Origin of the sequence: Mucilaginibacter arboris (assembly GCF_009754915.1) — a bacterium.
Taxonomy (GTDB): Bacteria; Bacteroidota; Bacteroidia; order Sphingobacteriales; family Sphingobacteriaceae; genus Mucilaginibacter_A; species Mucilaginibacter_A arboris.
This window is the reverse complement of record NZ_WPIK01000002.1, coordinates 81,456-97,243: the sequence shown is the minus strand read 5'-3', so window position 1 is coordinate 97,243 and position 15,788 is coordinate 81,456. Positions and strand designations below refer to the sequence as shown.

Here is a 15,788-nt window from a genome sequence, read left to right as displayed (position 1 = left end):
TATATTTGCAACCCTTGTAAAAAAACAAGCGGTAAAAAAAGCATGAAAAGAGTTGTTGTAACAGGCTTAGGCGCACTTACGCCAATTGGTAATGATGTAGAAACTTTCTGGAATAATTTAATTGCCGGAAAAAGCGGCGCTACGAGGATCACCCGGTTTGATCCTTCCTTATTTCGCACGCAAGTGGCAGCCGAATTAAAAGATTTTGACCCTGCTAAATATTTAGATAGAAATGAAATTAAACGTACTGATCCGTTTACTCAATATGCTTTAACAGCAGCCGGACAAGCGATGAAGGATTCCGGACTGGATGTTTCTACAATGGACCCTTACGATATCGGCGTGATCTGGGGAACCGGACAAGGAGGCATGACGGTTTTTGAAGAGCAGGTAAAAGAATATACCCAAAACGGGTTTCATCCGCGTTTCAGTCCGTTTTTTGTTCCGAAACTGATTCCTAATTTGTCTTCGGGTATGATCTCGATCAAATACGGTTTAATGGGCATTAATTATACAACTGTTTCTGCATGCGCTACATCCAACACCGCCATTATGGATGCTTTTAACTATATTAAATGGGGAAAAGCTAAAGTGATTGTAACCGGCGGATCGGAAGCGCCCATTACCGAGGCTTCTGTTGGAGGCTTTGCAGCAATGAAAGCCATGACAACGCATAATGACAGTCCCGAAACCGCTTGTCGGCCTTTTGACTCCAATCGTGATGGTTTTTTAATGGGCGAAGGTGCGGGCGCTTTGATATTAGAAGAATATGAACATGCAAAAGCGCGGAATGCAACGATTTATGCTGAAGTTGCCGGCGCAGCAATGACAGCCGACGCTTACCACATGACTTCTACACACCCGGAAGGAAGCGGCGCACTTAAAGCGATGCAATTAGCTTTGGAAGAGGCAGGTTTAACACCAGCAGATGTAGATTACCTGAACGCACATGCAACATCGACACCGGTTGGCGATTTAAGCGAGATCAAAGCCATTACTAGTTTATTACAAGGTGATTACTCAAATTTACATGTGAGCGCCACCAAATCCATGACAGGGCATTTACTTGGCGCCGCCGGAGCGGTAGAAGCGATTGCCAGTATTTTAGCCATTAAAAACAGTATCATTCCGCCAACCATTAACGTTACCGAACCGGACGCCGCAATTCCTGCTGACCTAAAGATCGTTTACGATCATCCTTTAGCAAAAGAAGTAAACGTAGCCATGAGTAATACTTTTGGTTTTGGCGGGCATAATGCAATTGTGGTTTTTAGAAAGATTAAATAGAATAAGCCCCTAAAATTATATCGCTCCTATAAACGCCTGTTAGTTCTGCATTTTCCAGAAAAAGAAAATAAGGATACTAACCGGCGTTTTCTATTGATACTGTTTTTACCAACTAAAAATCCCGGTCCTTCGAATTCTATCATTTGTTAACCTGCTAAAATTTCAATCAGGCAAAACCGCCTTTATACTTTTATTAACAGAAGTCCACGTTTTGATATGCAACAAAAAATTAATCCACTTCGAAAATTTCCCTCAACTTAAACAAGCGATGTTTTCAACATCTCACGTTTGGCTTTATTCAATTTTGCCCTGATCAGCCTCACTATTATAGCTACCGGTATTACCCAAACAATAGCAAGTTCTTTGCTTGCAGGATCTGTAATCAGCCAGTTTGTTATGGCAATGAGCATTAGTCCGGTACCTAAAACAAACAGCACATTTCGCTGGCTTTTATATGTTAATATTTCTGCAGCTACCGGCCTGTTATTTCTTAACTCGGGATGTTTGATCAAAACATAATATCTTAAGTAAAGCTGTGAGGCAATGCATAAGCCCAAAATTCCGAAGTAAATGATAAAATTGAGATAAGATTTTACAATATGCACCAACACAGAAGCTGCAAAAGGAAACAAACCAATGCTAAACAGCAGCAAGAGGTTGCAAAAAACCAACCCGCCGTTATACTTCTTAATGAAACCAAAAAGCTGTAAATGTGCATACCACGTTCTGCCGATAAAAAAGAAACTAAAGGCATAAGCCAAAAATACCGGTAAAAGATGCAGCAGGTAATGATTGAACTGCCCTGATGTTAACTTATAACCCTCTGTATCAGGAATTCTGATTTCGATAGCCATTAAAGTAATAACGATCGCAAAAACAGCATCGCTAAAAAGGATCATCCTTTCTAATTGAAACTCCTTTTTTACTTCTTCTACAATTGCAGGTCTTGAGTTTTCCATACAGCTTTTAAAGAAGCAATTTAAACATCTTTAAGCAAAAAAAGAATTTTGGCCGGCAATGCTTCTTTTATCACCATAAATTCAGAACAGCCATTTGCCCTCATTTTTTCCCTCATCACTTCTAAATTTTTAAATCAAAAACTCCCTTATCCTTTATACAGCTTTTTCTTTTCCTTGCCCAACAAATAATACGCCGTTGCCTTCTACCAGAAAACAAATTAATAAAAGAAGCACAAATACAGATAACCATAATTCGGCATAAGGCCTGAATACAACTTCCTGCATATTGACAAAGAAAACCGCAACAATAAGTACAGGCAAGTTTAACAGGCAAAATAAACGTGTATTTATGCCGAATGCAATACAAAAACCGCCGAGTAGGTGTAAGGTAATAATAAGATGAGCTAATAAACTCATAGAAAGAGACATACCAAACGTATCGTCTATTCTGCTTTCAATTAAATAAGCAGTTAACGCATTTAGGTTTAGTATAAATGCAATACCTTTCCAAAAAAGGACCAAACCTAAAGTAATCCTAAAAAAGTCGAGCCATTTAGGATGATGGCTATCACCCCAATTTTGAATTTTAGCGAACATTTTCATAATTGTATAATTGGTGATATAAATTTACAAAGTTTATCAGGTTATACCTACAATTTATTGGGGGGAACTTATTTGCCATGCTTCTTTTATCAGCATAAAACCGTAATCAGTTTGGCACTTGTTTTTATAGGGTAAAAAAAGCATTGTCATTAAACATATTAAGCAGATTTGCCTTTCTACTTCAACACAAACAAAGCAATTATGGAATTCAGACAATTAGGCGCATCCGGTTTACATGTTCCGGTTTTAAGTTTTGGCACAGCTACTTTTGGCGGCAGCGGCGAGTTTTTTAAAGCCTGGGGAAGTACGCAGGTAGAAGAAGCCACGCGTTTGGTTAACCTTTGTTTAGATGCCGGCGTAAATTTATTTGATACGGCAGATATTTATTCGGATGGTTTATCGGAAGAAATCCTGGGCAAAAGTTTAACTGGCTTGCGCGATAAAGTAATTATCTCTACCAAAGCTACTTTCCCGATGGGAAAAGGGCCGAACGAGCAGGGTTCTTCCCGCTTCCATCTCATCAAAGCATGTGAAGCCAGCTTGAAACGTTTAAATACGGACTATATCGATATTTACCACATGCACGGTTTTGATGGTGTTACACCAGTTGAAGAAACGCTGCGTACTTTAGAGGATTTGGTTGAAAGCGGCAAAGTGCGTTACATTGCCTGCTCCAATTTTTCGGGCTGGCATTTGATGAAATCTCAGGCAATTGCTGATCGATATGGCTGGAACAAATACATCGCACATCAGGTTTATTATTCGCTAATCAACCGGGAATACGAATGGGAACTGATGCCTTTGGGTTTAGACCAGAAAGTTGGCGGCATTGTCTGGAGTCCGTTAGCAGCGGGACGTTTAGGCGGAAAATATAGGCGTAACCAACCTTTTCCTGCTGATAGCCGGATAGCGCAAGGCGGAAGTCCGGTACCGGAATCGGCCATTGCAGAAGAAACTTTTTATAAGATTATGGATGCATTGGATGAGGTAGCAGAAGAAACCGGCAAAACAGTAGCACAGATTTCTTTAAACTGGCTTTTACAACGTCCGACTATTTCTACGTTGGTTATTGGTGCAAGAAACGAAGAACAATTAAAACAAAACCTGGAAGCAGTTGGCTGGAATTTAACCAAAGATCAGGTTAAAAAACTGGACACTGCAAGCGAAATCCCTCCTATTTATCCTTACTGGCACCAGCGGCAAAATTTAAAGCTGAACCCATTGCCTAAGTTTTATTAATTGGATTTAGAAAAGCCTTCTTGCATTAATTTTTTGCAGGAAGGTTTTTATCGGATAAAAGAAGCTTTGTATCTTTCCTCAAACTCATTATAATAAAGAACAGTAACCAGAGGAAACTTATTACTTTTTAGCTGATGTAGGTGCCGATCATTACTAACGATAAAATCAGATTGACTTTTATTAATGATTGATATATCCAATTATACTTGTATTTCGGAGCAAGAGAAACCAGAAATATATTCGTATCGAGAATAAGGCGTGGTTTATTCATTTATCCAACTATCCAAGTCATCTTCGGTAATATTTTTTTCACTTACAGCCTTTTGAATATTTTTTTGAAGTTTCAAAGAGAAATAATCCGCAAGTAATTTTTTTATTGCCAATAAATCTTCTTCTTTAGGTTCAAAAGAATACACTTTTAACAGCTCCAATTGTAAAGAATTTAATTTTTGACTTTGCATAGAAAATATCCTTTTAACAAAAATACAAATTTTAACAGTCTAAATGATGTTGTTAATACCTGATTAATCATCTTCGTCATCCATATTCTTTCCGGCCAGTTTAGCCGGATAAGCGCTATTCCCTTTCCGGTTAAACCATAAAATACGATTTAACAAATCATCATTTCCGCCATCCACATGGTCATACTCAGGTTTGGAGGATTGCCTGGCATAAAACAAAGCTTTTCCTTTTAACATAGAAAGCTTCGGGTTCATTTCATTGAGCGGAACCCGGTTTGCTAATTTTTGATAGGTAAAAGAAGCATCAGGCCGGCCGGCAAAACAATTAAACATGGGCAATGCGCTTGCATCCAGTAAATTCATGGGCGGAATTCCGAGGATTTGCTCGATAGAACGAACGATAGAAGTTTGATTGTAATTGGTAGAAACTGTTTTTTGCAACCTGCTGTATGGACTGATTACAAAACCTGTAGTCCGGTAAGCAGAAATATGGTCCCAACCCGCCTGAGAATCATCTTCCGTAACAAAAACAACGGTATTTTTCCAGAAACGGCTTTTTGTTAATGCTTCGATAATCCGGCCTAAAGCCAGATCATTATCGGCTACCATCGCCCGCGGTGTTGGCAAACCCGGCCTTGAACCTCCTGTATGATCTGTTGGCAAAGCCATTACCATTAGTTCAGGAAGCTGATCGCCTGGCTTGTTTTCAAATTCTTTTAATTCTTTGATAAAAGCTTCTGCCCGGACCTGATCGCTGATCTTGAAATTATCAAAACCCGGATAACCGGCAGCAAGCATCGGTTTTACCCTCGAAATAGTTGTTTTATTGGTAAAACTGAAAGGTTTACCGGCTTTATAATTTTCGTAAATATCTGTCCAGCTCAGTTTATTATCAAATTGCGGAATGCAGGCTTCACCATAAATCCTGACGGTTTTGCCATGATCTGCCGCATTATTCCAGATAAAACCTTTTTGGTTCACAACCATGGCATCAGTTTGTACGTGCGGATAACTGCGGAACCAGGCGCGCACGTTTTTCTCCACGTAATCGTTTACCATTGCTGCATCCGTCCACTGGTGGCCTTCGGCAGAACATTTCCCGGAAGCATAATAATTATCCAGCAACAAAAAATCCCTGGCCAACTGGTGCTGGTTGAGTGTGATGCTATCGCCGTAAATGCACAAATTTTTCATGCCTTTTCCTTCGGCCATATCGCCCAAAACCTGGTCGTAAGTGCGGTTTTCTTTGATAATATAAAGCACATGTTTAAAAACAGAAGGTTCGCCAATCCGTTCGGGAATTGGCCGCGCGGGCTGGTTTTTTCGCGGAGCTAAACGCGCCAGCTCAGTTCTGAAATTTAAACTAAGTGTTTTTACTTTTTTGGTGTAAGCTGCTAATTGTGCCGGATTTGGCAAATCAATTACAGAAACAGTGGCTTTTTGGTGATGCGAATTGTACGAACCGCCTTCTATATCCGGCACATCACGGTCAATTGCTTTATCTTCCTTACGGATTTCTTTACTGTTTACCCGTGCGCCTTCGCCTTCCAGGTTGGTTACAAATAATTTTTTTCCTTGTAAAGCCAGTCCTCCGGGATAAGCTTCCGTTGGGATAAAACCTTTGATACTGTTTTTACCGGTACTTTTTGATGATGCTGCTGCACCCAGTTTTACAACCGCAACCGCGTTATCCATTCCGTTGGCTACATACAAATGCGTACCATCTTCACTTAAAATCAAAGCATTCGGCGTATCGCCGATAAAGCCTTTTTTACCCGGATTAATTTGTACCGAAATAGTTTCAACCGTTTTTAAACTTTGTGTACTGATGACCGAAATAGCATCACTATTTCCGTTGGCAACATAAACGTACCTGTTATCCTTACTTGAAATCAGATCATTGGGATGCAGGCCAACCGGTATTTCTTTGATCAGGTTTCCATCCTTCAATCCAAAAACAGAAACGGTCCCTGCTGCTGTTGCACCAGTTTTCGGATCTGTATAAGCGCTTCCGAAAGGTACGCCTGCTGTTTCTTTCCCATCGTTATTTACTGCGATTGTTCCGCCCCAATTGCTTACATAAGCTTTATCGCCAGCAATGGTTAAACCGTAAGGCGCAACGCCGGTTGGAGCAGTCCAAACGGTTTTCTTTGTATCCAGATCGATTTTTACCAACTGGTTATTGCCGTTTAAAACCACATACAAATAGTTCTTTCCGTTTTCTTTGTTGATTGCAACTTCATTTGGCAGTGCTAACGGCGAAGGGCTTTCAGGTTTAAAGGCAAATGCTTCTTTTACCGCTATTTTTTCCTGATTAAAAACAGCCTGAAAAACGTACGACTGGTGGTTAGCATCGTTAGCAGCACTCCAGAATAGTTGTGTTGAACCGTTTTCGTTTAAGACCTGGATGCCCGAATACGTGCTCATCAAACCTTTGTAACGGTCTTCACTGTTGTAAGTCCATCTGGCAATAACTTCATTGCTTTGATGATCGATTATGGCGATGCCGTAACGGTCTTCAACAGCTAAAAGTGCGGTATTTGGAATAGGTTGTACGTCCAGACTATGATTTTCCAATTCCAGGCTTCCAAAAACAATTACTTTGCCTGCCGGATCAATTAAACGGTTATAAGGCATCATTACCGGAAGCACGCGGTTAGTTAAAGTGCTGTCATCATAAGCTGAATGATGGTTTAATTTTTCCTGCCCTGACTGGTTTTTAGGGTGATAAAAGAAGTTACAACTCGTTAAAAAGCACACTGTAACCAGCCAGGAAAATATAAAACAGAAACGATATAGATACATACGCGATAATTCTTTACAATAAAACCTAAACTTAATTTTTCTTTTAACAGAAATATTAACAGGTGCATAAATATATTCAGCTTATTTTAACTATTACGGATGTAGTGCCTATTTTACATAAAAGAACCCTTTGCCTAAGTATTTAAAGGGGATATACGCCCATAGTAAATTTTTCTCATTGATAATCAAACAATTTAAAATAATTTAAAAATTACTCTATAAAATTTGTAGATTATATATACTTTTGATTTGTCTATTAAAAAACAAGATGTCACAGCACTTAATTCTCCGCGCAATCCTGGTAGCAACTGATCAAAAATTCAGAAAAACGATCATGCGAATGTGTATGCGTTGCTGTTGTTAATGCTTCTTTTATGCACCTTTTTTATGGTGTCCATTTCCCTTAATTTATTTTGAAGATTACTTTATCAGCATAAAAAATCTTTCACCAAAAATATCTAAGTACAGTTTGCAGGATTTCAAAACCCTTGCTCATCATAACCTATTGTAAAACAATTTAAAAATATTTTTATGTTACCTGTTACCTATCAATTTCCTGTTTTCGATTTTACTGAATTAGTGCACGAACCAGTTATCAGCAAAAAATACCAGCCGCTGAAACCTTTGCAAGCCGGACAATTAACGCCGGATATTAAACTGATCAACAAAAACGGCACCTGGTTAAATTCTAAGATCAGGAATTACGAAGGCACTGTATTTACGTACCAACTGTTAAGCAAACCGCTGGTAATTAGTTTTTATGCCGAAGCCTGGAACCGTAAAGGCATCCATATTTTGAAAAAGCTGAACGCAATACAAAATGAAATTTTAGCAGCGGGAGGAAATTTACTGATTGTTACTGCCGAAGGGCCGTTTGCGCAAGCAGAAGTGAACTGGAAACACCACTTTAACCTTAGTTTTTACCATGATGTAAACCACGAAATTGCCCGGAAATTTAATGTATTTTCTGAGGAAGACCCGATCTGGAACAAGTTTTCGGGGATTGATGTAAACGCGCCTTTGCTGGCTACTTATGTTTTATCGCCAGCCGGACAAATTGTTTACGACCATATCGATACTGCTTTTAACGGTTCTTTTCCGGTGGAAGAAATTATCAACGCTACCAAAAATGCACGTTAAGTTTGATTTTTAAATTGATAAAAGCCTTTTTTTCTTAGTTTTCTTTTTAGCAGTTTTAGTTTAAAGCCTTGCCGTTCTTGTTAGAATAGCAAGGCTTTTATTTTTAGTCGATAAAAGAAGCATCACTCCAGCAGCAAATTGTCTTCTTCGCTGGTAAGGCTTAGTTTGATCGTATCGCTACCGGCAATTCCTTCAATCGAACCACGGATCCCCGTTGCGTTTAACAACACTTTATCCAATTGCTTTTCGCGCACTTTCCACATTTTTTCCATCGCCGTCCGCTCCTGGATAATAGAAGTGCGCATGCTTAAATAACCTTCCTGTATGGCCTTCCATTGTTCAGAAAACTCGCTGCTGGTTAAATAATTGTATAACAAGTGCATTTTATCGCCCCGGTTTTCCTGCGATTTCAACACGTTGGAAAGCCTTATCACGCCATCGCGCAAAACGCTTGCCACGGCTTTTGCTTCTTCAAAAGAACAGATCCAAACGCCATCTTTTTCTCCAAAGCAATTCATTCCTTTCGGGTAACACTGCGATACAATTACGGCAACATCCACCGCCTGACTGCGCATATCTTTTTTTAACTTTTCAATCCAGTCGCCGCCAAAATCTTTGGTGCGTTTACTTTCATAAATAATCCGGCCGCATTCCTGTCCGAACTGGTTGCGCACCGTTTGCACGCAATCCGCGCCGCGCACGCCTTTTCCAACTTCAGTTATCACATCAAACGGAAAGCTCTGCCGCAGCAATTCTTCCAGGATCAGTTCCTGCGCTTCGCCCTGCAGCTGCATGCTGCCCTGCTCGGCTTTGCGTTTCATTTCTTCGGCCAGCTTTTTCTGGTCGTCCAACTGTTTTTCGAGTTCTTTAACGCGCAGCTGATGTTCGGTTTCTTTGAGGTTATTTTTTTCTGCTTCCTGCCTGCGGATCTGTTCCGTCAGCTCGCCGCGCTGTTCCTGCAATTTGCGCTGCAAAGCGAGTTCCATTTCGGCTTCTTTATTCTTTAACTGCTGTTCCCGCTGCAAAAATTCCATTTCTTTTTGGCGGGAAAGTTTCAGTTTTTCTTCAGATTCTTGATTGGCGTTTTGCAGCATCACCAATTGATTTTCAAAATCCGAAGCAATGTTTTTGCGCAGCGTTTCTTCTAATTGTTGCTGTAATTGTTTTTTTTCGGACGCTAAACGCTGTTCAAAACCTAATTCCTGCTGTTTTTCTTTTGCTAAAAATTCTTCCTGTTTTTTGCGGAACTCATCTTCCTTTTGCTTGGTAAAAACCTGCATTTTTTGCCGAAGCTCCTTCTTATATTCCTCGGCCATCACTTCCTCAATCGGGAAAGCATAACCGCAACCCGGACACTTAACTTCTGTTGCCATTGCTAAAATATTTGGCTGAAAGATAGCTAATCCTTTAGAAACCTAAAAACATTGGTTTTTCATTTTACATTTTAAAAACGTGTGTTCCGGCTGATGCTTCTTTTACCACCTATTTTTTTGTGTGATAAAAACAGCATCCATATTTATTTTTTATTTTGTGCCTATGGATATTTACGGCCAGGCTTTACTGGATTTTTACAACCGGCAGCCCGAAGAAAAATTATGGCTGCACAATACTTACGGCGGACCGGAAGAAATGCCAATTGAAGTTTTTTTTAGGGGAGAAGAGGAAATGCCGGAAGCCGAATTATTAGCCCTGCAACTTTGCCGCGGAAAAGTGCTGGATATTGGCGCAGGAGCCGGAAGCCATGCTTTAATTTTACAACAACAAGGTTTTGATGTTGCCGCTTTAGAAATCTCGGCCGGCGCAACCGCAGTGATGCAAAAAAGAGGCGTAAAAAGAGTAGTGCAGCAGGATATTTATCAATACAAAACCGAAAAGTTTGATACGCTGCTTTTGCTGATGAATGGTATTGGCTTAACGCAAACTTTAGCAGGATTAGGCCGCTTTTTGCACCACACCAAACAATTGCTGCTTCCCGGCGGACAGTTAATTTTTGATTCTTCAGACATTGCTTATCTATACGAAGATGTGCCGCTGCCCAAAAACAGCTATTATGGCGAAATCAGTTACCAGTATCAATACAAAAACCAGAAAAGCGATTGGTTTAACTGGCTCTACATCGACCAAAAAACATTGCTAAAAACAGCATTAAAAAATGGCTGGAACTGTGAGGTTTTATATGAAGACGAGATGGATTTGTACCTGGCCAGGCTGACCTTAGCTTAATTGCTGCCAGTTAACCTGCTGTTTTTACATGTAAACAAACGCTTTTATAAGCTGTTTATCATAAAAACTATTACTATGATTGAAGTGATGACAGACGTTCCTGCCAACGTAGTTGGTTTCAGGGCCACCGGAAAAGTTGAAAAAACAGATTATGATCAAACTGTCGTTCCGGAACTTAATAAACATGTATCTAAAAATGGTGAAATTAACTTTCTCCTGGTACTAAAAACAGATGTGGGCAATTACAGCTTGGGAGCTGTGGCGGCAGACCTGAAAGAAGGTGTTAAACATTTTACAAAATGGCACCGGATGGCAATTGTTACCGATCAGAAAGGATTAGAAAAGTTCTCTGATCTGGCCAGCTTTGCTTTGCCGGGAGAAAGCAAAGGTTTTGAACTTGCAGAACTGGAAGAAGCAAAAAAATGGGTTTCTGAGGGATAACTGCCGTTTTAAAAAGCATCTCTTTATACTAAAATCCTTGCTTGATAAGCAGGGATTTTGGGGTTAGTATTCCTAAATTCTTCTCACCTTATTTTACAAAAAAACAACTGCTGTTTACGTAGTTTTCCCTGTTTGTTCTTAGACAATTTTATAGTGTTTCTACGTGCGAAGTCGGGTGTCAGCACTGGTATTATAACTTTTTTTAGCCAATATCTTTGATCCATATCTACCGGTAAGCCGAAAACGGGATCAAAGAGTAGGCCTTTAAATTTTTGTTGTTATGCCAAAAAAACTAATTCCGTTTGGCGAATTTGTAAATTCGCTTAAACAAACAAACCTTGCAGCATTCAGGGAAGATCCTGCTACCAAAGTTAGCAGTACTGCTAACTTTGACGAGATGCGTTCTTACCTTGCAGACCATTACAGCGGTATAACTGTACCGCATAGTTTTATGGACGAAGACGGGCAGGTTTACGATTGTGTACCTATTGATCAGCAACCATCCTTAAAAGGCAGCGGAAAAAAAGCAGCAGCACCACCGCCAGACAAGGTGCCTGTAAACGACGGAAACCATTCTGCTACGGCTGCAAAAGAAGAAACATTAACCCTTCAGGCTCAGTTAATGCCAGACCGTAAAGATCATTTAGGAAATGCAATGTATTGTCCGGATGGTACCATTCCTATCCGACGCGTTACATTGGAAGAAATGTCGAGATTTGAATCGCTTGACCGTTTCTTTCATAAAGGTCCTTTTTTAACCCAAAAAGGCCATCCAAGGCATGGGCACGATAAGGTAGAGGACTTAGATAAAATTGCCGGAGTAGCTGCTACCCATAAATATGCACATGCCTACCAGAATGTGAACAACCTGGGCGGACATAGTTTTTTAAACGTATGGCAACCTGGAATAGGTTCCAATCAAATCTTTTCTTTGTCGCAGCATTGGTATGCCGGTGGTTCTGGCGCAAATTTGCAAACGGTAGAATGCGGCTGGCAGGTGTATCCGGGCAAATACGGCAACAGCAAACCTTGCTTGTTTATTTACTGGACTGCAGATGGTTATAACCATACGGGCAATTATAATTTGGATAGTAAAGCTTTTGTACAAACCAATTCTGCCTGGACACTTGGCGGTTCATTAAGTCCTGTCAGCACTTATAATGGCGGACAATGGGAATTGGAGTTTGCCTATTATTTATATCAAGGAAACTGGTGGCTGTATCTTAAAGGAACATCTTATAAAGAAGCGATAGGTTATTATCCTACTTCTTTATTTAAAGGTGGGCAACTATCCAGATATGCACAAGAAATAGATTATGGCGGCGAAACGGTTGGCACAACTTCATGGCCTGGAATGGGCAGCGGACATTTTCCTGCTGAGGGTTTTGGAAAAGCTGCCTATCAAAGAAATATTTATTATTTTCCAACAACAGGCGGAGGTTTAAATTCTTCACTTACCGCATCGCAGCCATCACCGGCCTGTTATAAAATTAGCGTTCTATCAGGTGGTAGCTGGAATCCGTACTTCTATTTTGGCGGCCCTGGCGGTTCCGGATGTTAGATGTTTAAAATCTGTAAAAATGAAAATAGCGGAAACAAGCTTTTGTTCTCCGCTTTTTTTATAGTTCATTTCTAAAAAAACTAACGTTCATTTTTATTCAATTTGATATTTGGAACAGTTCTTCACTTAAAAAGAGGTGTCTATAAATTATTTTTTAAAAATATTTGTTTTATACGAAACCCTTCGTACATTAGTAATACGAAAATATTCGTAATAAAATAATGAGCATTAAACCAACGGAAAGCGAACTCGAAATTTTACAGATCTTGTGGCAGAAAGGCGCAGGTACTGTTCGTGAAGTGAACGAGGAATTAAGCAAAATCAAACAAACCGAAATTGGTTACACTACTACGCTCAAACTAATGCAGTTAATGCACGAAAAAGGTTTGGTAGAACGTGATGCCAGTAACCGTACACATGTTTACAAAGCGTTACTCAATCAACAAAAAACACAGAAAAACTTAGTGAATAAACTGATTGATAGTGCTTTTAACGGTTCTGCCTCACAATTGGTAATGCAGGCTTTAAGTAATCATCAAACTTCTCCGCAGGAATTGGAAGCAATTAAAAAATACCTGGAACAACTCAACCAAAAATAAAAACTATGGAAACCAGCCTTTTCATATCTGCTTTAAGTAAAACGTTGCCCGAATCATTTCTGCAAGGCGTTGTAATTTATCTTGCGCTACGTGTTGCGTTCGCTGTTTTTAAAAATACTGCTTCTTCGGCTCAGCGTTTTAACTTGTATTATGCCGCCAATGTGCTGCTGTTTGCTGGTTTCCTGTTTACCTTGTTTAACCATTATCAGGAAGCACAGGCAAGTGCATTAACAAGCAGTAATTTGCCTGGTTTTATCACTAAAGATTCGGCAGTGGTTATTTCAAAACCAGCAATTTGGACGGAAATTAGTTATTGGACGAGCCGCTATGCTTACACCATTACCGGTTTATATTTAACCGGTTTGATTTTTTGTGCGTTAAGGTTAGCGATCGGAATAGTTAACATCAATTGGGTTAAAAACAACGGAAACTCGCAGCAAAACAATTACTGGAGCGAGCAGGTAAACAAGTTAAGCAAACATTTTAACCTGGTAAAAACAGTATCGCTTTTTCTGTCCGATAAAATACAAGTGCCTTTAACCATTGGTTTTTTTAAGCCGGTAATTGTGTTTCCGATAGCTTTAATTAACCAACTATCAGTAGAGCAAACGGAAGCAATTTTACTGCATGAACTGGCGCATATCAAACGTGCGGATTACCTCCTGAATATTTTGCTTAACATCATCCAGTCATTCTTATTTTTTAATCCGGCTGTTTGGTTGATGAATCGTGAAATTGATAAATACCGCGAGCAATGCTGTGATGATTTGGTAATTGAAAATTCAGCTGATAAATTGATTTATGCACAAGCACTTTTAGCAATTGAAGAATACAGAAGCACACAATTAAACCTGGCATTAGCTGCAAACGGAAAAAAATATACGCTCCTTAACCGGATTAAAAGAATCACGAATATGAAAACGACAAGTCCTTCGCCTCAAAATAAATTTGTTGTAATGCTATTGGCCTTTACAGTAATTGGCCTGTCGGTCGCTTGGAATGCACCTGCAAAAAAAGCATTGAAACGTTTAGTTGATCAGCATTTTAAGGTGATAAAAGAAGCATCAGATTCAATTAAGGCTGAGCAATTTATAAGTAAGACTGTTTATTATCCTGTTTCTAAATCTCCCCGAAAAAATAAATTAACGGAGAAACAGCATCCAGTTAACTTTTTTGCAGATACAGCAATCAGATCAAAAAACAAGTTCAAAATTGTATTAGAAGATTCACTTGGAAATAAAAAAGAATACAATTCTGTAGCAGAATTACCTGCTGATGCCCAAAAAGAGTTTTTGAAGGAGAATGGAAAGTTTGATAACAAGTTCACAAATGTTACTTTCACTTATAAACATCCTGATTCTACTAAATACTCTTATCACAGTAAATTTTATGATTTACAAGATTTGAAGAGACAAGCGGACGAAATAAAAAAGATGGAAGAGATGCGTGAGAACAGCCCGGAATTTAAAAAACAGATGGAAGAACTTCGAACGAAAAGAAAAGATCTTCTTGAAAAAGCATGGTTGCAGCTTAATAGCCAAAAGTTTAAAAAGCAGACGGAAGAACTTAGAGTGAAAAGAAAAGATCTTCTTGAAGAAATGAACAAACAGTTTGCAGAAATAACAAAATATTACAACAGTCCGGAATGGAAGAAATACGAAAAGGAAATGCTCAAATATTACCAAAGCCCGGAATGGAAGAAATACGAGAAGCAAATGCTTAAAAATTACAACGGCCCGGATACTGTGGCTGTACCAAAAAAAGAGAAGTTGAATTGATAATAATGAAAATTGTTATTCTTGCTTAATAAGTTGAATTACCAAGCAATTTTAAATTTTATCCATGAACAAAAAAATCCCGATCAAAACCTGACCGGGATTTTTTGTTTACAAATTTTTATTCGATAAAAGAAGCATCAAGCTTAATGGCCAGAATGTCCATCAGCGCCATGTGCATGGCCGTGTGATAATTCTTCTTCATTTGCCGGGCGTACATTTAAAATTTCTCCTTTAAAATGTAAAGCTTGTCCAGCCATTGGGTGGTTTAAGTCAACAATTACGGCATCTTCAGCAATCGAAACTACTTGTCCTTGTAAACGGTTTCCCTGGTTATCCTGCAAAGGCAGCATCGACCCAACCGGAGGGATTTCTTCTGTTCCGAACATTTCTTTCGGCAAGCTGGCTACCGCTTCATTATCGTACTCGCCGTAAGCATCTTCGGCTGTCAAGCGAAATTCATATTGGTCGCCAGCACTTAAAGTACTTAAATGTTCTTCAAATTTGGGCAGCATCTGACCGGCGCCGTATATAAATGTTAATGGCTGCTCTTGCGTGGCACTTTCTACCAAACCTTCTTCGCCATTTTCCTGGTTTACGTATAGATCATAAGTTAATGATACTACGTGCTGTGGTTCAATTTTCATTCTTTTTTCTTTTTAAGAAGAGCGAGGAGCGGGGGATTAAAGATATAC

General features: G+C 39.4%; 14 protein-coding genes. 8 read left to right on the top strand and 6 right to left on the bottom strand.

The features are described from left to right. Positions 1–42 precede the first annotated feature (42 nt). Positions 43–1,287: a beta-ketoacyl-ACP synthase II gene (gene fabF, locus GO621_RS02360; RefSeq protein ID WP_157563841.1), complete on the top strand. Its 1,245-nt coding sequence runs from the start codon at positions 43–45 to the stop codon at positions 1,285–1,287. 257 nt (positions 1,288–1,544) lie between these two features. Here fabF and GO621_RS02355 read toward each other — a convergent pair whose 3' ends face one another. Beyond that, entirely contained in the window at positions 1,545–2,246 is a 702-nt protein-coding gene (locus tag GO621_RS02355; protein WP_157563839.1) for a TMEM175 family protein, read from the bottom strand. Positions 2,247–2,399: 153 nt separating this feature from the next. After that, positions 2,400–2,849, bottom strand: coding sequence for a DoxX family protein (locus tag GO621_RS02350; protein WP_157563838.1), 450 nt, complete (start codon positions 2,847–2,849; stop codon positions 2,400–2,402). Between the two features lie 201 nt (positions 2,850–3,050). On the opposite strand from GO621_RS02350, the gene GO621_RS02345 reads away from it, so the two are divergent. Next, on the top strand, positions 3,051–4,088 hold the full coding sequence (locus GO621_RS02345) for an aldo/keto reductase (RefSeq protein ID WP_157563836.1): 1,038 nt from the start codon (positions 3,051–3,053) through the stop codon (positions 4,086–4,088). 263 nt (positions 4,089–4,351) lie between these two features. Here the strand turns inward: GO621_RS02345 and GO621_RS02340 are convergent, their stop codons facing one another. Both GO621_RS02340 and GO621_RS02335 read right to left on the bottom strand, forming a co-directional pair. Further along, positions 4,352–4,549, bottom strand: coding sequence for a hypothetical protein (locus GO621_RS02340; RefSeq protein WP_157563834.1), 198 nt, complete (start codon positions 4,547–4,549; stop codon positions 4,352–4,354). A gap of 63 nt (positions 4,550–4,612) precedes the next feature. Beyond that, complete coding sequence (locus GO621_RS02335; protein WP_157563833.1) at positions 4,613–7,354, bottom strand: YncE family protein; 2,742 nt, start codon at positions 7,352–7,354, stop codon at positions 4,613–4,615. A 531-nt stretch (positions 7,355–7,885) separates the two neighbouring features. Here GO621_RS02335 and GO621_RS02330 point away from each other — a divergent pair. Then, a complete protein-coding gene (locus GO621_RS02330) occupies positions 7,886–8,494 on the top strand; it encodes a redoxin domain-containing protein (protein ID WP_157563831.1) in 609 nt (202 codons plus the stop codon). Between the two features lie 122 nt (positions 8,495–8,616). On the opposite strand, the gene GO621_RS02325 is transcribed toward GO621_RS02330, so the two are convergent. Continuing rightward, the gene (locus GO621_RS02325; RefSeq protein WP_157563829.1) at positions 8,617–9,867 is read right to left on the bottom strand and encodes a DUF2130 domain-containing protein; all 1,251 of its coding nucleotides are present in this window, start codon (positions 9,865–9,867) and stop codon (positions 8,617–8,619) included. Between the two features lie 121 nt (positions 9,868–9,988). Between GO621_RS02325 and GO621_RS02320 the strand changes: the two genes are divergently transcribed. From GO621_RS02320 to GO621_RS02300, 5 genes are all read left to right on the top strand, one after another. Next, positions 9,989–10,717: a class I SAM-dependent methyltransferase gene (locus tag GO621_RS02320; RefSeq protein ID WP_317163376.1), complete on the top strand. Its 729-nt coding sequence runs from the start codon at positions 9,989–9,991 to the stop codon at positions 10,715–10,717. Positions 10,718–10,792: 75 nt separating this feature from the next. Further along, positions 10,793–11,158, top strand: coding sequence for a SpoIIAA family protein (locus GO621_RS02315; protein WP_157563827.1), 366 nt, complete (start codon positions 10,793–10,795; stop codon positions 11,156–11,158). Positions 11,159–11,438: 280 nt separating this feature from the next. Further along, on the top strand, positions 11,439–12,719 hold the full coding sequence (locus tag GO621_RS02310; RefSeq protein WP_198170102.1) for a neprosin family prolyl endopeptidase: 1,281 nt from the start codon (positions 11,439–11,441) through the stop codon (positions 12,717–12,719). Positions 12,720–12,940: 221 nt separating this feature from the next. After that, entirely contained in the window at positions 12,941–13,318 is a 378-nt protein-coding gene (locus tag GO621_RS02305) for a BlaI/MecI/CopY family transcriptional regulator (RefSeq protein WP_157563825.1), read from the top strand. Positions 13,319–13,323: 5 nt separating this feature from the next. Next, positions 13,324–15,096: a M56 family metallopeptidase gene (locus GO621_RS02300; protein ID WP_157563824.1), complete on the top strand. Its 1,773-nt coding sequence runs from the start codon at positions 13,324–13,326 to the stop codon at positions 15,094–15,096. Positions 15,097–15,239: 143 nt separating this feature from the next. Here GO621_RS02300 and GO621_RS02295 read toward each other — a convergent pair whose 3' ends face one another. Next, positions 15,240–15,740, bottom strand: coding sequence for an FKBP-type peptidyl-prolyl cis-trans isomerase (locus GO621_RS02295; RefSeq protein ID WP_157563822.1), 501 nt, complete (start codon positions 15,738–15,740; stop codon positions 15,240–15,242). Positions 15,741–15,788 lie beyond the last annotated feature (48 nt).